The sequence below is a fragment of the Nocardia sp. NPDC004568 genome, assembly GCF_040609955.1.
Taxonomy (GTDB): domain Bacteria; phylum Actinomycetota; class Actinomycetes; order Mycobacteriales; family Mycobacteriaceae; genus Nocardia.
Genome location: NZ_JBEXLL010000016.1, coordinates 46,540 through 61,873 on the forward strand (window position 1 = coordinate 46,540; position 15,334 = coordinate 61,873).

At 69.2% G+C, this 15,334-nt stretch carries 16 protein-coding genes; 9 read left to right on the plus strand and 7 right to left on the minus strand.

Translation table 11 applies throughout. The features are described from left to right. Positions 1-170 precede the first annotated feature (170 nt). Complete coding sequence (locus ABZV91_RS10655) at positions 171-536, minus strand: helix-turn-helix domain-containing protein (RefSeq protein ID WP_355238608.1); 366 nt, start codon at positions 534-536, stop codon at positions 171-173. A 67-nt stretch (positions 537-603) separates the two neighbouring features. Between ABZV91_RS10655 and ABZV91_RS10660 the strand changes: the two genes are divergently transcribed. The 4 genes from ABZV91_RS10660 (at position 604) to ABZV91_RS10675 (ending at position 4,247) form a co-directional block, all read left to right on the plus strand. Continuing rightward, complete coding sequence (locus ABZV91_RS10660; protein ID WP_355238611.1) at positions 604-978, plus strand: VOC family protein; 375 nt, start codon at positions 604-606, stop codon at positions 976-978. Positions 979-1,590: 612 nt separating this feature from the next. After that, complete coding sequence (locus tag ABZV91_RS10665) at positions 1,591-1,968, plus strand: hypothetical protein (RefSeq protein ID WP_355238613.1); 378 nt, start codon at positions 1,591-1,593, stop codon at positions 1,966-1,968. Positions 1,969-2,064: 96 nt separating this feature from the next. Next, a complete protein-coding gene (locus ABZV91_RS10670) occupies positions 2,065-3,036 on the plus strand; it encodes an acyl-ACP desaturase (RefSeq protein WP_355238616.1) in 972 nt (323 codons plus the stop codon). Between the two features lie 158 nt (positions 3,037-3,194). Beyond that, the gene (locus ABZV91_RS10675) at positions 3,195-4,247 is read left to right on the plus strand and encodes an alpha/beta hydrolase family protein (RefSeq protein WP_355238619.1); all 1,053 of its coding nucleotides are present in this window, start codon (positions 3,195-3,197) and stop codon (positions 4,245-4,247) included. A gap of 142 nt (positions 4,248-4,389) precedes the next feature. Here the strand turns inward: ABZV91_RS10675 and ABZV91_RS10680 are convergent, their stop codons facing one another. The 4 genes from ABZV91_RS10680 to ABZV91_RS10695 form a co-directional block, all read right to left on the minus strand. Continuing rightward, on the minus strand, positions 4,390-4,671 hold the full coding sequence (locus ABZV91_RS10680; RefSeq protein ID WP_355238622.1) for an amidohydrolase family protein: 282 nt from the start codon (positions 4,669-4,671) through the stop codon (positions 4,390-4,392). Next, complete coding sequence (locus tag ABZV91_RS10685) at positions 4,668-5,414, minus strand: amidohydrolase family protein (protein WP_355238625.1); 747 nt, start codon at positions 5,412-5,414, stop codon at positions 4,668-4,670. The genes ABZV91_RS10680 and ABZV91_RS10685 overlap by 4 nt, the downstream gene beginning before the upstream one ends. Positions 5,415-5,533: 119 nt before the next feature. Continuing rightward, positions 5,534-6,349 carry an energy-coupling factor transporter transmembrane component T gene (locus ABZV91_RS10690; protein ID WP_355238628.1) on the minus strand — a complete coding sequence of 272 codons (816 nt, stop codon included), beginning with the start codon at positions 6,347-6,349 and terminating at the stop codon, positions 5,534-5,536. 397 nt (positions 6,350-6,746) lie between these two features. Then, positions 6,747-8,129 carry a lipase family protein gene (locus ABZV91_RS10695; RefSeq protein WP_355238631.1) on the minus strand — a complete coding sequence of 461 codons (1,383 nt, stop codon included), beginning with the start codon at positions 8,127-8,129 and terminating at the stop codon, positions 6,747-6,749. 197 nt (positions 8,130-8,326) lie between these two features. On the opposite strand from ABZV91_RS10695, the gene ABZV91_RS10700 reads away from it, so the two are divergent. Then, positions 8,327-8,473, plus strand: a complete 147-nt coding sequence (locus tag ABZV91_RS10700) for a hypothetical protein (RefSeq protein WP_355238634.1) — start codon at positions 8,327-8,329, stop codon at positions 8,471-8,473. A 133-nt stretch (positions 8,474-8,606) separates the two neighbouring features. On the opposite strand, the gene ABZV91_RS10705 is transcribed toward ABZV91_RS10700, so the two are convergent. Continuing rightward, complete coding sequence (locus ABZV91_RS10705) at positions 8,607-8,945, minus strand: metalloregulator ArsR/SmtB family transcription factor (RefSeq protein WP_355238637.1); 339 nt, start codon at positions 8,943-8,945, stop codon at positions 8,607-8,609. Beyond that, the gene (locus tag ABZV91_RS10710) at positions 8,935-9,366 is read right to left on the minus strand and encodes an SRPBCC domain-containing protein (RefSeq protein ID WP_355238640.1); all 432 of its coding nucleotides are present in this window, start codon (positions 9,364-9,366) and stop codon (positions 8,935-8,937) included. Before ABZV91_RS10710 ends, ABZV91_RS10705 begins: the two co-directional genes overlap by 11 nt. A gap of 481 nt (positions 9,367-9,847) precedes the next feature. Here ABZV91_RS10710 and ABZV91_RS10715 point away from each other — a divergent pair, with 481 nt between their 5' ends. From ABZV91_RS10715 to ABZV91_RS10730, 4 genes are all read left to right on the plus strand, one after another. After that, positions 9,848-10,066, plus strand: a complete 219-nt coding sequence (locus tag ABZV91_RS10715; protein WP_355238643.1) for a ferredoxin — start codon at positions 9,848-9,850, stop codon at positions 10,064-10,066. Further along, the gene (locus ABZV91_RS10720) at positions 10,063-11,454 is read left to right on the plus strand and encodes an FAD-dependent oxidoreductase (RefSeq protein WP_355238645.1); all 1,392 of its coding nucleotides are present in this window, start codon (positions 10,063-10,065) and stop codon (positions 11,452-11,454) included. Before ABZV91_RS10715 ends, ABZV91_RS10720 begins: the two co-directional genes overlap by 4 nt. 14 nt (positions 11,455-11,468) lie before the next feature. Further along, a complete protein-coding gene (locus ABZV91_RS10725) occupies positions 11,469-12,830 on the plus strand; it encodes a cytochrome P450 (RefSeq protein ID WP_355238648.1) in 1,362 nt (453 codons plus the stop codon). Positions 12,831-13,090: 260 nt separating this feature from the next. Beyond that, a complete protein-coding gene (locus tag ABZV91_RS10730) occupies positions 13,091-15,325 on the plus strand; it encodes a LuxR C-terminal-related transcriptional regulator (RefSeq protein WP_355238651.1) in 2,235 nt (744 codons plus the stop codon). Positions 15,326-15,334 lie beyond the last annotated feature (9 nt).

Sequence of the window (15,334 nt, forward strand, 5' to 3'; positions counted from 1 at the left end):
AAGGCTGTGATACGCCTCATGTATCGCTGCTCCCGCCGGCCCGGCGCCGCGGAGCGAACAGCCGGAGTGCCGAGCGGCGGGTCGTCCGCCCCCCTGTCGATACCCGCGTGGCCGAGCCCTCCGAGCGGCCCCCGGTCGCGTGCTGCCCGGGCGGCGTCGGCCGGCCGGGCTCATGCGGAGGGTTTCCCTCGATGCGCGGGTGCCTCGGCCAGCCGGTCGAGGTGGGTACGCGACCAATCGCACAGTGTGTGGATCGTGGCCACGAGCCGGGTTCCGGCCGCGGTGAGGGAGTAGTCGACGTGCGGATTCGCGGTGCCGTGGTCGTAGCGGGCTATCAGACCCTGGTTCTCGAGTTCCCGGAGGGTTCGGGTCAGCATCTTGTAGCTGATGCCGTCGACCGCGCGGTGCAGCGCCCGGAAACGGTGGTGGCCCGCCCCGATTTCCTCCAGGACACGGAGGCCCCATTTCGTCGACACCGCGGCGAATACCCGCAGCGCGATATCGCGAGCGCGCTGCGCTTCGTCGTCGCTGGACATCGGGAACCACCGCTCACCTTCGAGTGCGTACTGCTGTCGCCGGTGGCTTCACCGTAGCGTCTCGACCATGCGGATCCTGAAAACCTACGCCCGTCTGTTCGTCGCCGACCTCGATACCGCGCTGCCGCTCTACGAGAGCATCGTCGGCGCCCCGGCGGATCTGCGCTTCGGGTTCGAGCAGGCCGAGCTCGCGGCGGTCGGCGATTTCCTGCTCATCGCCTGCCCGCCCGACCACGTCGACCGCTATCGTTCGACGGTCGGACCGGTGATAGTCGACGACCTCGACGGGTCGATCGCCCGCCTGACGGCCGCGGCGGCCCTCCTCACCGGGGGGCCGTTCACGAGCGCGACCGGCCGCTTCGCCTATCTTCGCCATCCCGACGGGGTCGACGTCGAGTACGTCGAATGGTCGTCAGCGGTACGGGCCCGCGTGTTCGGCTGAACTCGTCGGGATTCCGGCGGCCGAGACGGTGCCACCCGGAATCCGACCGGGCCACCGGCGGAACCGATCGGTCGCCGGATCGCGCCCGCCCCGCGATCGGCGCCCGAGTGCACTCGTCATCGAAGGCGGGGACTTTCGACCCTACGTCCGCGCGCCGCGAACACATTTGATGATCGCCGGGGTGGACGGACGTAGGGAGTGCTGTGGACGGTGAGATGGTGCGGGGTTCGCGGGCGTGGTCGGCGACTCGGTTTCCCGATGTGATGGTGTACACCGGTGGCCGGGTACCGGCGATCGAGCGGGAACGATTCGCCGGCGCGGTCGGCCGGTTGCTGGAACGGCTGGATGTGCGGGGTGCCGTCCGGCTCCGGATCACCGCTGCGGCGCACGGTCCGATGGTGATCCAGGTGAATCTGTGTATCGGCGGGATCGCGGCCCGTGTCCAGACGCTCACGCGCCGGGGCGGTGACGCGCTGTCGACCGTGGTGCGGCTGGAACGGCAGATCACGGCGCTACGAGGAACCCGGCAGCCGCGACCGTGGCCGGATCCGACCCGGCGCCCGCTCGATACGCCGGGGCCGGGGGGAGCTGGTCCGCCGGAAGCCGGTTCAGGTGGTCACCGGGCATCCGTCGGTGGCAGCGGCGGTGATGGACGCGATGGACTACGACACCCACCTGTTCCTCGATTCCGATACCGGCGAGGACGCCCTCGTCTACCGCGCGGGGCCGAGCGGCCTGCGATTGGCGCGTTGCCGCAGCGTCCATCCGCCGCTGCCGGCGCCGGGCGGGCCGTGGCCGTTCACGGTCGATCCACGACCGGCACCGCCGCTGACCGAGGCCGGTGCCGTGGCCAGGCTGTGCGAGCACGGCTTGCCGTTCCTGTTCTACACCGACCCCGGTACGGGCCGCGGCAGGTTGCTGTACCGGCGCTACGACACCGATCTGGCGCTCGTCCTACCCGACGACGGCGCCGCGGTCATCACCTCGTAGACCCCTGGCGATATCCGGCCGGCCGTATTCGGGCCGGTCACACCGCGTCGATTTCGCGGATTCCTGGAATTCCGAACCAGAAAGGCGGAGGCGGCGTTGGCGCGCGATCTGACACAACTGGAAATCCTCACCGAACTCGAATCCGTCGCCGAGACGGCGTTGAACCGGCATCTGTCCATGGTCCAAGAATGGCATCCCCACGACTACGTGCCCTGGGACGACGGCCGTAATTTCGCGATGCTCGGCGGCACCGACTGGGAACCGGGACACTCACGATTGTCGGAGGTGGCGAAGGCGGCGTTGATCACCAACCTGCTCACCGAGGACAACCTGCCCTCCTATCACCGCGAGATCAGTGAGAACTTCTCCCGCGACGGCGCCTGGGGCAGCTGGGTCGGCCGCTGGACCGCGGAGGAAGCACGCCACAGCGCCGTGCTGCGGGATTACCTCGTCGTCACCCGCGGCGTCGATCCCGTCGCCCTGGAGAACGCCCGCATGGTCCATATGACCAATGGCTTCGCGCCACCGGTGGACGGCGTGAACGCGGCGGGCGGGGCCGGGTTCCTGTATTCGGTCGCCTATGTGTCCTTTCAGGAACTCGCCACCCGGATCAGCCATCGCAATACCGCCGCGGTGTGTGATGATCCGGTCGCCGATCGAATGCTGCAGCGCGTCGCGCTCGACGAGAACCTGCATATGGTCTTCTACCGCGGTCTGTGCGGCGCCGCGCTCGATCTGGTCCCGGATCAGGCCGTGGCAGCAATCGATCTCATCGTGCGCCACTTCCGTATGCCCGGCACCGGAATGCCCGACTTCCGCCGCAACGGGGTGCTGATGGCCAAACACGGCATCTACGATCTGCGGCAGCATCTCGAAGAAGTCCTCCAACCCGTCATGCGGCACTGGAACCTGTTCGGTCGCGGCGGGTTCGGTCCACGCGGCGAACAGGCACGCGAACGACTCGCCGCCTATCTGGCCGATCTGGAAACGGTGCAGATTCCCAGGTTCGAGGAACAGCGTGATCGTGCGCTGGCCCGGGAGCGGGCCCGGGCCACCCGGATCCGGTAGTCCGGCATCCGGTCGTGTACCCCGGATCGGGCGCTCCTGTCCGTACACAGCCGGCCGGGAATGCCTGTCCCACAGGCTCATCGGGTAGATTTCGATTCCCGGCCGGCGCACTGCCTGTCGTGAGTCGAGACCTGGGGTTCGATGTGATACGCCGACGTATGAGGCCCGCACTGCTGGTCGCTGTCACCGCTGCGCTGTTCGCCGCATCTGTCACGGTGTTCGGGGCCGGGAACGGCTTCGCCGACAGTGGCGACCCTGTCGTCGACTCGAAGAAGCTCCTCGCCGAACCGGTCTCGCCGAACGGCTCGCGAATCGTCGCGAGCAGAATCGACGGCCGCAGCCTGACCATGCTGGTCCACTCCGCGGCGATGGACGAGAACATCACCGTCCGGGTGCAGCGTCCTCGCGACGCCTCGCAACCCCGGCCGGTGCTCTACCTCGTCAACGGGGCGGGCGGGGGTACCGACGCGGCGACCTGGTGGGCCAATACCGATGTCGGTGATTTCCTGGCCACCAAGGATGTCAATGTCGTGATGCCGGTCGGTGGCGCGTTCGCCTACTACACCGACTGGAAGCGCGACGATCCGGTGCTCGGGCGCAACAAATGGCGCACCTTCTTCCTCGAGGAGTTGCCGCCGCTGGTCGACGGAGCACTGGGCACCAACGGTGTCAATGCCATCGCCGCGAACTCGATGACCGCCACCGCGATTCTGCAGATGGCGGAGGCGGCCCCCGGCTTCTACCGGAGCGTCGCCGGGTACAGCGGATGCGCCCAGATCGCGGACCCGGTCGGGCGACAGTTCACCAAACTGGTCGTCGAACTCTACGGCGGCGGCGATGTCCGCAATATGTACGGCGAAGACGACGATCCGGCCTGGGTCGCCAACGATCCGGTGGTGAACGCCGAGGCACTGCGCGGTACGAAGTTGTTCGTCTCGACCGGCAACGGACTGCCCGGGCAATGGGACACCGTCGACGGCGACTACGCGCTGCCGGGCCCCCAGGGTCTGGCCAATCAGCTCTTGGTCGGCGGTGTCATCGAGGCCGCCACCGGTTGGTGCACCCGCAACCTCCAGGACCGGCTCGCGCAACTGGAGATCCCGGCCACCTTCGACTACGCGCCGTCGGGCACGCATTCCTGGGGGTACTGGCGTGACGCGTTCTACCGGTCCTGGCCGCTCCTCGCCGAGGGACTCGGGGTCCCCGCATAGGACCCACCCCGGGCACCGGCCTCGGCCACGTTCTCCCGCGACGAGCGACCGCGCCGGTCGTGTGGCGGGGCCCGTGACCGAGAAACCCGGTGGGGACGTGGTTCGAGCCCGCGCCGATCGGACGTCGCACCGGCGTACGGCGTCAGCCGACGCGATCGGTATGAGCAGCCGTGTGCAGCGAACCGGGCGCGCCGGGGTCACCGGCCGTCGCCGGAGCGGATCGCTGCCGCGCCCGCCGGAAGCGTATTTCGCCGGCCACTATCGTCGCCTCGGTCATACCCCCGCCGCCCTCGACGATCGCGGCACAGATGTCGTGTGCGCGTGACGCGTCGACGTCGACCACCGCCATATCGGCCGACCGCCCCGGCTCCAGCCTGCCGAACCGGTCGGCCAGGCCCATGGCCTCTGCGCCACCCGCGGTCACGGCGTGGAACAGCCGGCAATGGAGATCACGTTGGTGGTAGCCCTGGCGTCGGGCGATCCGGTAGAGCTCCGCGGTATCGGCCAAGCAACCGGACTCGTCCCGGCCCCGCCCTCCCGGAGTAGCGAGAAGTCGCCGTATCCGCGATTGCGCCAGAAGTCGGCCAGCGGCCCCGCGGCCCGGACCACGTATTCGTATTCGGCGCGTGATTCGGCCAGATGGATGTGGCCGCGCTGTCGCCGGGCGCGCGACAGCGCGCTCACCTCGGTGAGTACCCGGCCGTCCAGCGAATACGGTGCGTGCGGCGAGAGTCCGACACCGCCGTTGCCGCTCGCGACCGCGCTGTCGAGACTCTCGACCGTGCGCTGTCGGCCGCGATCGGCCCAGTCGGTGTAGCGCATGCCGATCACCTCCCAGAAGGCGATACCGTGCAGGCCGCCCGTCGCGAGCACATCGAGGGCTTCGACATGGGTGACCACATCGCTGACCGCCGTGGTGCCGGCGCGCAGTACCGCGTCCAGGCCCCGCTCGGCGGACTGCCGCCACGCACGACGGTTCGCGTAGTCGGCGGCGAAAACTTTCGACCAGGCCTCGAAACTGGGGTAGGACCGGGTGCCCAGGTCCGCCATATCGGTGTACTGCAAGTGGGTGTGGGCGTTCACGAGCCCCGGGATCAGCGCTCCGGGCCATTCGACGACAGTGCACCCGGCGCCCAGGTCGCGGCGCACCTCGTCGAACCGGCCCACCTGCACAATATCGCCATGAGCCACCGCGACGGCCCCGTGTCGGAACGCGAGATCGCGTCCGGTGAGAACCCACGGGGCGGTATGTACGGTCGTTTCCGCCGCACCCGTTGCGGCCGGCGTCACCACAACCACAGCCCCGGCATGGCGCCGCTGATATTCGCCGCCGTGGCGGCGGCCGCGACGGCGACGGATAGTGCCAGCACAGTGCGGTCGGCGGTGTCGAACCGGAGGGTGCGCAGCCAGGTCCGCCGGCCGTTGGCGAAACCGCGGAGCTCGAGCGCGTCGGCGACGTCCTCGGCGTCGACGAACGCCCCCACGGTTACCGGAACGATCAACGGCTGGAGCTGACGGATCCGCCGGACCGGATTGCGCGTCGGTGCGGGTTCGTAGCCGCGCAACCGCTGCGCCGCGATTGTCTCCCGCAGGTTGGCGGAAGTGGTCGGGAGAAAGCGGAACGTCAGGTCGATCGCGTAGGCGAAACGGGCGGGTACGCCCAACCGGGCGAAAGCGACCGAGAGGTCTCCCGGCCGCACGGCGAAGGCCAGCGGGAAACCGGTCATCGCGATCGCCAGAAAGCGCATCGCCATATTGAGCGTGTACGAGAGGGATGCCGTCGATATACCGAGGTCGATGACCGGGATCTGGAACAGTTCGGTCGATGTGTCACCGTATTTCCGGGCGCCGACGATCATGCCGTTGATACTCGCGAAGACCAATACGAAGAAGCCGACGAAGAACCAATTGGAGCGGACGGTCCGGAACGGGATCCGGGCGGACGCGTAGAAGGCGAAGGCGAGGACCGTCGCCGCTGCCATGAGCCGGAAATCCCGGATCTGTGTCACGAGGACCACGGTCAGGGCGGGAACGATGATCAGGACCTGTGGGTCCCGGTGGCCGAGAAACGAGTCTCCGGCGAGATAACGCGCAGTCTCCACTATCGCCCCGCACGGTTCGCCAGCACGCGTCCGCGGCGACCGAGCAGGCGAAGCACGGCGTGACCGCCCCCGCCGGACACTCGAATCGGATCGGGGGGGAACGCCCGGCCGGCGAACCAGTCGCCACCGACCTGCGCACCTCGTGAGCGTGCGCGCTCGGCCCGCGGCCGCCGTCACGTCCGGGTTTCGAGCGAGAGTTGCCGGCCGCGCAGGCTCCGGCACGCTCGGCGGCCGCACACCGAGATCGGCGCCGCTCCACTCCGGCACGGTCGTGCACGACTCTTCGCCGGTGCCGGCACCGGTCCGCACAGCCGAGGCGCCGGGCCCGCCCCCGCGACGACGCAGGAGCGGTGACCCGGCTGTGTGCGGGCCGCGGACGTCGCGGTGGTTCGCCTACCTAGGAGCACTCGTCGGGTGCGGGCTCGCCACGTAGTCGCGCGTCGAGCCAGTCGAAGGCACCGGGGAATCCGGTGGTCAGACCACTCACGTGCTCACCCGGTTCGCTGCGGAAGACCGCGGCGACACCGCGGGCGCACTGGGTGCGATACAGCTGCTGTGCCCCCGCGAGCGGAATCCAGAGATCGTGGGCGGCATGGTAGATGTACAGTGGCACCGCCGAGGTCCGATCACTGAGATCGGTGCGCGCGAAGATCTCGTCGGCGACGGCGCTGTCGAGCGGGTGCGGAATATTCGCGGCGATTTCGAGCGGTATCCCCACCACACCCAGCGGGCCGAGCGCCTCGCCGCACACGTTGTTGAGCGGCGAGGTGGCCACCCACTGGGCGAGATGGTTCATGTTGCCGAGGATTTCGGGGTGTTCGCGGGCGTAGGCGAGTACGACCGCCAGCAGCACCCCGGAGGCGAACTTACCGTCGAAGCTGTTGGCGACGACCCTGTTGTCGGTGACCAGTCCGCCCATCGACGCGCCCACCACCACATCGGCCAGTTCGGGCGCGTAGTCGCCGAGCAGCATGGCCGCCGCGTACGAGGCGATCGCGCCCCCCGAGTATCCGGTCAGTGCGAAACGGCCGGCGGTGAACTCGGAGCCGGGCAGCGAGCGCACGGCGCGGATGCTGTCGAGGATGACGTGCGCGGCGACGTTCGGTTCCGCATAGGCCATGAACGGGCCCTCGTGATCGGGAATCAGCACCGCGTACCCACGGTTCACCGCCGAGGCGGTCGTCGGCGTCAAGGCATCGATGGCACTGCTGCTGGTGCCGTCCTGTCCGTGCGCCATAGCGTAGCCGGGCGTACATCGCAGGCCGAGGGAGTTGATCGGCTTGTTGTCCACCAGGACCGGACGGCCGCCGGGTCCCGGCCACGCCGCCGCCGGAACCACCAGCGTGGCCGTGCCGAAGGAGGGTGCCCCCGCCGCCGACGCCGAGCGGAATTTCAGCAGTACGGCACGACCGATCGGCGCGGCGATCCGTGGCGCGGCGATCGCGGTGATGTCACGCTGTTCGATCACCGCACCGTTGGCCATCCGGTCCAGTCCGGCCGGCCACGTATCGAAGATCGGGTCGCCCGTCGGCGGGGACTGCACCGCGTGCCACAGTGCTGCCAGTTGCGGCGGCAGATCGCCGATGGGCGGTGGGGGTGCGGCCGGCAGTGGGGGCGCGGGGAGGGCATCGTCGATACCGCGCTGTAGACCGGAGGGGGCCGGTGGTTCCGGCACCTCCTCGGCGACCGCCGACGTCTGCCCCGCAAGGATCAGGCAGCATGACGTGGCCACACCTGTCAGCGCCCGCGCGAGACCTGTTCGCGCACGGACCCAATTCATAGAGCTACCTCTCGAGATCGGTGAATATGTCTTCGGGTCATCGCCGTCGAAGACACGCAGAAACCCGCCGTGTGCCCGCTGTTCGTCTCGGCGAAAAGCGTTCGTGTGCACGCTGGTCGGGTGACTCGAGGATATATGTTCCGGTCGGGGCCGCGGTCATCGAGCGTCACCTTCGGACTTTTCACCACGGTCGCGCGGTGCCGTGTGAATCCGCCTTCGGCGCGGCCGGCGGGCTCGCGTGGGCCCACGGCCACTGGCCCGCAGTCGTGGCCTCTCTGGCGACACCGGCCGCCGCCGCGCTGCTCCTGGTCTTCGTCGCCACCGAGCGCCGGGAACGGGCGTAGGCGAATTCGCCGGATCCCCGACGTGCGCGCCCGGACCCGCGTCCTCGCGGAACGCGGGTCCGGCCCGTGGCGAATCGAGAGAATCACCACGGCGGACGCGTGCTACCGCCGGACCGGCTCGGTCACCACGGCCTCATCGGTCCCCGTTGTCCAGGTGTCTGCGTAATGCGTCGAGTGGGCCGTCCCAGTCCCGCGCCATCGCGGCCAGGAATTGCTGCGCCACTCGCATGGGTGCGGAATCGAGACGGTATCGGACGCGCCGTCGCTCCCCGGGTTCCGCGATCACCAGGCCCGCGTCCGAGAGCAGCGCAAGGTGTTTGGCGATCGCCTGTCGCGTGATGGGCAGTCGGTCGGCGAGATCGGTCGCGGTGGCCGGGCCGCCCGCGGCGAGGGCGCCCAGGACCGAGCGCCTGCTCGGATCGGCGAGCGCGACGAAGACCCGTTCGGCGACGGTTTCCCGGTCAGGCTGCATCGAGGTACTGGACGAGTTCGGCGAGTTCGCCGGCCCAGCCGTCGGTATTGCCCCCGAAGGCGACTCGGTGCTCGTCCTCGGGCAGTTGCGCGAAACCGGTCTCCACGACCGTGAGTCGGGTCCCCGCGCCGACGGGTTCGAGGGTGAACTCGACATAGGTGCGTCGCGGGTCGTCTTCGGGCAATCCGTAGATCTGCCAGGTGAAGCCGAAGATGCTCGGCTCCTCCACCCGCTCCACCCGCATATTCGCGGTATGTCCGGCCTCCCACGTCATCCGCGCCGCGCCGCCGGGGCGCAGGTCGATCGTCGCTGTGTCGCCGAACCAGGAACGGAGCCCCTCGGCGGTGGTGATCGCGGCCCAGACCGACGCGGGTGGGTGTGCGAGTTCGATGGTGCGGACGATCTGATCGGGGAATCCCATTGCGCACTCCTTTATAGCAACCATTGGATTGCGATAAACGGTATTGCAACCAACTGGTTGCGTCAAGTGCCGGCTCGGTCTCCCCGGAAGCGAGTCCTCGAGCCGGCTGTCGGCGGCGCTGGACACCCGAGATCGGCGCACGGCTGGTCATCCTCGCCCACGAGTGCGGCCTACCCACCCCGGAAGGAATCCGGCCCGTAGACCAGAGGTCATCAGTGGTGGGCGGTCGCTGTGGCCGGAAACGCGGCGGCGCGCCGCGGTGTGTGTGGGAGACTGTAGACGGCGGGTGGTCGCCGGCCGGCGGAGCGACGGACCCCGGCATCGGGTGTTCGGATCCCGGTGGAGGTGCCCATCCGGCATTGATATTCGGGCGTGATCGTCTACCCGGCGTTCACGTCGGCGTCGCGGGCGGCCGAGCTCCTCCCCACCCGCGGCGTTGTCGGGGGCCATATCGGGACACCGCTCGGATGAGAGTTCCATCATGCGCATCGTCGTCGACCTGAATCGGTGCCAGGGGTACGCGCAGTGTGTTCCGCTGGCGCCGGAGGTACTCGAACTGCTGGGTGAAGAGGCGCTGTCCTACGACCCCAACCCCGATGACACGCAGCGCCTCCGTGTGCTCCGGGCGGCGGCGGCGTGCCCGGTGCAGGCGATCCTGGTGGAGAACTCCGCCCCCGAAGGGGAGGGGCCGGCGAGGTGAGCGCCGCGTCGCTGGTCACGGACCTGGTCAGGGCGTTCCGGGCCGAGGGCCGCATTGTGATCGTGGGGGCCTCGCTGGCCGGCCTCCGCGCCGCGGAGGCCCTGCGGAAGCGCGGTTTCCGCGGACCGTTGACCCTCATCGGCGACGAACCGCACCGGCCCTACGACCGGCCGCCGCTGTCCAAACAGGTCCTCGGCGGCCGGGTCCGCGCCGATCACACCGAGCTGCCCCGGATGCGCGCTGTCGATGCCGACTGGCGGCTGGGTGTGGCCGCGACCGGCCTGGACCGGGCGAACCGGCAGGTCCTGCTGGCTACCGGGGAGACCGTGCCCTACGACCGGCTGCTGATCGCCACCGGTGTCCGGGCACGTCCGTGGCCCGATCCGGCCGAGGGCGCCCTGGAGGGGGTGTTCACGCTGCGCACTCGCGATGACGCCGCGCGGCTACAGGCGGCGTTGCGCGAGGGCCCGAAGCGGGTACTCGTCGTCGGCTCGGGGTTCGTCGGCTCGGAGATCGCCTCGGTGTGCTGTGCGCTGGGGCTCCCGGTCACCGTCACCGAGCGCGGCGGCGGGCCGCTGGCCGGGCCGCTGGGCGGGGTCGTCGCCGATATCACCGCGCGGATGCAGCGCGACGCGGGTGTCGACCTGCGGACCGGGGTGTCGGTGCACGCGCTCGACGGCGACGCCGACGGGCAGGTGCGCCGTGCCCGGCTGTCGGACGGGACCACGGTGGAAGCCGACGTGGTGGTGGCGTCGCTGGGGTCGATCCGCAATGTCGAGTGGCTGGCGGGCGCCCGGCTGGCCGCCGGTTTCTGGGGAGTCGGCTGCGACGCGGGCTGTCGCGCGTTCGATATCAACGGTGTGGTGACCGACAACATCTTCGTGGCCGGGGACATCGCCCGCCAGCCCCATGTGCTGTACGAATACCAGTTCATCTCGATGGAACACTGGGACAACGCCGTCTGCGGGGCACAGGTCGCGGCGAACAACATGCTCTCCCTCGAGACCGAGCGGCGCCCGCATCTGCCGTTGCCCTCGTACTGGTCGGCCCAGTTCGGGGTCAACATCAAAGGAGTCGGGGTGTGCTCCTTCGCCGACGAGATCGTGTTCACCCAGGGTTCCCCCGGCGACTATCGTTTCGCCGCGGCCTACGGCCACCGCGGCCGGACCGTCGGGGCGGTGACGTTCGATCACGGTAAGTGGCTGCCGTACTACGCGGCGATGATCGAACGCTCGGCGCCCTTCCCGCCACCGCAGCCGGGCTACGACCGCGCCGCCGACCCGGTTCCGGTACCGGCCCGCTTCCCCGATCCGCGCGTGCCGACCGAAATCCCCGATGTGGTGCTGACCGGCCACGACCCCACCTCCCGGGGCGCCGAGTTCCATTGAACAAGGGAGCAGGCATGACTGCCGCAACCGCCTGGGCAGAGGCGATGAGATACGAACACCGCGCCGACCCGTATCCGTTCTTCGATCAACTGCGCCGGACCCCGGTCGCGCGAGTGGCCGAGGACCAGTACGTGGTCACCGGCTACTGGGAAGTGCTGGCGCTGACACACGATCCGAGGGTCAGCTCCGATATCGGCCGGAGCCCGCTGGGCGCCGCTCTCGCGGTGGGCCCCGGCCCGGAGTCCGGTACCCGGGACGGTCCGGTCTACGACCAGGTGCCGAGCATCATCGTGACCGATCCGCCCGAGCACGATCGGGCGCGCCGGCAGGTGATGCGTCACTTCGGCCCTCCCCACGCGCCCGATGTCATCCCGGGTACGGAACCCGGCATAGTCCGGTTGTGCAACGACTTGCTCGACGGTATCGCCGCCGGTGGCCGGAACCGGATGGACGTGGTCGACGACTACGCCTACCCGGTGCCGGTGACGGTGATCTGCGGGATTCTGGGGATCCCGATCGCCGATGAGCCGACCTTCCATGTCTGGATCCACGACATGCTGACCGGTACGGATCTGGGCCCGGACGCGTCCACCGCGGAGGGGGAGGTCCGGGCCGAGAAGGCCCGGGCCGGCCGCGTCGCGCTCACCCGATATCTGACCGATCTGATCGAGCACCTGCGCCGCGAGCCACGGCCGGGGCTGTTGTCCGCGATGATCCACGACGACGGACCCGACGGGCCCATGCCCCTCGAACGGGTGTTGTCCAACGCCAGGCTGCTGCTCGTCGCCGGTCACGACTCGACGGTCAACACGATCTCCCACTGCGTGCTGACGCTGCTGCGCAATCCGGGGGCCTACGAGCTGGTGCGTAGCCGGCCGGAGCTGATCCCGCGCGCGGTCGAGGAGGTCCAGCGGCTCCAGGCGGCCGTGCAGTTCTTCCCCAGCCGCAGCGCCACCGCCGATATCGATATCGCCGGCACCACCATCCCGAAGGGGGCCGCGGTGCACCTGGTCTACGCCGCCGCCAACCGCGACCCGAAGCGGTTCGCCGACCCGGACCGTTTCGATATCCAGCGCCCCGACAACGAGCACTTCGGCTGGGGCAGCGGCATCCACACCTGTATCGGCGGCCCGCTGGCCCGACTGGAAGTCGACCTCGCACTGGAAACCTTCGTGCGGCGGGTCGCCGCGCCCGGCCTGGTCGTCGACCCGCCGCCCTACCGGCGCAGCCAGATCTTCCGCGGACCCCGGCACCTGCTCGTCCACTTCGACCACATCGCCGGGCGGGACGACCCGGATTCGTTCCGGTCGGAGTCACCGACCGGACGCTCCGCCGCTTTCGCCACGGGTGTGCCCGGGCGATCGCGACAATGCTGATCGGTACGGAATCCGGCGATGAGCGTCGACGGTGGTGGCCGTACACACCGGGAGGAGGACACCCTTCCCGCGCCCTCGGCGGCGGTGCGGCGGGGCCGCGACGACTCGACGGGTGAGTCGCCTCCGCCGACACGTCCCGGCCCCGAACACGACAGGGCTGTGGTGCCGGAGCCGGGCAGGCGGGTGCCGGCGACGGAGAGGGGGGCGGACCCGGCAACCTGCCGCTGGAGTTGACCGGTCTCATCGATCGGCGTGCCGAGTTGACGGAGGTCAGAAACCATCTGTCGAGATCCCGTTCGGTAACGCTGGTCGGTATCGGGGGTGTGGGCAAGTCGCGGGTGGCGCGGAAGGCCGCGTCGCAGGTGCGGCGTGATTTCGCCGACGGGGTGTGGTTGGTCGCTCTGGGCGAGGTGTCCGATACCGGGCTGCTCGTCGAAACGGTGGCGGCCACCCTGGGCCTGCACGACATCTCGACGAGGCCTTTGCCCGAGGTGCTGGTCCGTTATCTGAGTTCGCGCGAAATACTGCTCGTCCTCGACGACTGTGAGCAGATCGTGGCGGCCGTCGCGGAACTCACCGAAACGCTGTTGCTCTCCTGTCCACGGGTGCGGACCATTGTCACCGGTCGCGAGCCGCTGCGGATAGCCGGAGAGTCGATCGTGCAGGTGATGCCGCTGAGATCCCCGGATCCCGATCACCGGCCGTCGCTGCAGGGCCTGCCTCGTTTCGATGCGGTGACGCTGTTCGCCGAGCGGGCCGCGGCCGCGGCACCGGGCTTCGTACTGACCGAGGACAATAAGGTCGCGGTGAGCAGGATCTGCGCCGGGTTGGACGGGGTGCCGCTGGCGATCGAGCTTGCCGCGGCCCGCATACGCACGCTGTCGCCGGACCAGATCCTGGCCCGGCTGACGGGCCGGTACGAGCTGCTCACCGGTGCCTTCCGCACCGCGCCGTCACGACAACGGTCGCTGAAGCTGTGCCTCGATTGGAGCTACGATCTGTGTTCGCGGACCGAACGACGAGCGTGGGCGGACCTGTCTGTTTTCGCGGGTAGCTGCGAACTGGACGCGGTAGAGCAAGTGTGCGCGGTCGGCTCGGATCAGGCCGAGGTTGTCGACGTGCTCTCCGGTTTGGTCGACAAATCGATACTGATCCGCGAACAGTCGGGGCCCGTCGTCCGCTTCCGGATGCTCGGGATACTGCGGGACTACGGCCGGTCCAAGCTGCGGGAGACCGGCGAGTACCAGGAACTACGGCGACGGCACCGGGCCTGGTACCGCCGGCTGGCCCTGGATGCCGAGGCCGATTGGATCAGCGGCCGGCAGGCCGGCTGGATCGCCCGGCTCGAACGTGAGCAACCCAATCTGCGGGAGGCTCTCGAAGGGGCCCTGTCCGAGGACACCGAGGAAGCGGCCTCGGCGGGTCTGCAAACAGCTGCCGCGCTCTGGGAGTTCTGGCTTTTCCGCGGTCTGTACGGAGACGGAAGGACCTGGATCGAACGTACACTCGCCCATTACGGCCTCCGATCGACTCCCGACCGGGTGAAAGCCCTTCGCGTCGGCATCCAACTCGCGGCGACCCGAGGCGATTTCCGGTCCGCGGCGACGCTGTTGCAGGAGGGCCGAGCCCTGGTGGAGAACGATCCCACGCCGATGGCGCGGGCGCAGATGAACCACGCCGCAGGAGCTTTGGCCCTCGCGACCGGCGAACCCGCGCGCGCAGCGTCGTTACTACAGGCCGCCGTCGAGGTCTACGGCGCGGACCGGACAGGGCATCTCTATATTCATGCTCTGAACTTGCTCGGCTGGACCTATGAACTCTGCGGCGACACCACGAAAGCCCTCGAGCACCAGCGGAATCTCCTCGTCACCACCGAGAAATGCGGTGAGATCTTCTATCGGTCGCTGGCCCTGCGCGGCATGGGTGTCGCCGAATGGCGGCGCGGCGACACCGATCGCGCACAGGAGCTGACCGAGGAATCCCTGCGCATCGACCGGTCGCTGCACAGCTCGATGGTCATGGCATTCGGGCTGGAAGCACTGGCCTGGATCGCCGGTGCCCGTGACGAGGCCGAGCGAGCCGCGGTTCTGCTGGGAGCCGCTCATCACCTGTGGCCGGTCAGAAACAGCCTCGGCAGTGTGTTCAGCACGCTGTCGCGTTTCCACGAGGAATGCGAAGAGTCGGCGCGGCGGGCACTCGGTACCGCCGGATTCGAGCGAGCTTTCGAGCGTGGCCGGACGATGAAGGATGCGGTGGCGAGGGCCTACGCACTGGGCGAGCAGTCCACCGGCGCGGCCTCGGCCACGCTGACCCGGCGCGAACGGGAGGTCGCCGCACTGGTCGCCCGTGGGCTCAGTAACAAGCAGATCGCCACCGAGCTGGTGATCTCGCCACGCACCGCGCAGGGGCATGTCGAACACATTCTGACCAAACTCGGGTTCACCTCCCGCGCCCAGATCGCGGCCTGGATAGTGGACGAGACAAACCAGAGCTGATCGGTGACC

Bases quoted from the DNA above. Each gene is read 5' to 3' on its own strand.
- ABZV91_RS10655 (WP_355238608.1), bottom strand. From the start codon at position 536: ATGTCCAGCGACGACGAAGCGCAGCGCGCTCGCGATATCGCGCTGCGG.
- ABZV91_RS10660 (WP_355238611.1), top strand. From the start codon at position 604: ATGCGGATCCTGAAAACCTACGCCCGTCTGTTCGTCGCCGACCTCGAT.
- ABZV91_RS10675 (WP_355238619.1), top strand. From the start codon at position 3,195: ATGAGGCCCGCACTGCTGGTCGCTGTCACCGCTGCGCTGTTCGCCGCA.
- ABZV91_RS10695 (WP_355238631.1), bottom strand. From the start codon at position 8,129: ATGAATTGGGTCCGTGCGCGAACAGGTCTCGCGCGGGCGCTGACAGGT.
- ABZV91_RS10705 (WP_355238637.1), bottom strand. From the start codon at position 8,945: ATGCAGCCTGACCGGGAAACCGTCGCCGAACGGGTCTTCGTCGCGCTC.
- ABZV91_RS10710 (WP_355238640.1), bottom strand. From the start codon at position 9,366: ATGGGATTCCCCGATCAGATCGTCCGCACCATCGAACTCGCACACCCA.
- ABZV91_RS10715 (WP_355238643.1), top strand. From the start codon at position 9,848: ATGCGCATCGTCGTCGACCTGAATCGGTGCCAGGGGTACGCGCAGTGT.
- ABZV91_RS10725 (WP_355238648.1), top strand. From the start codon at position 11,469: ATGACTGCCGCAACCGCCTGGGCAGAGGCGATGAGATACGAACACCGC.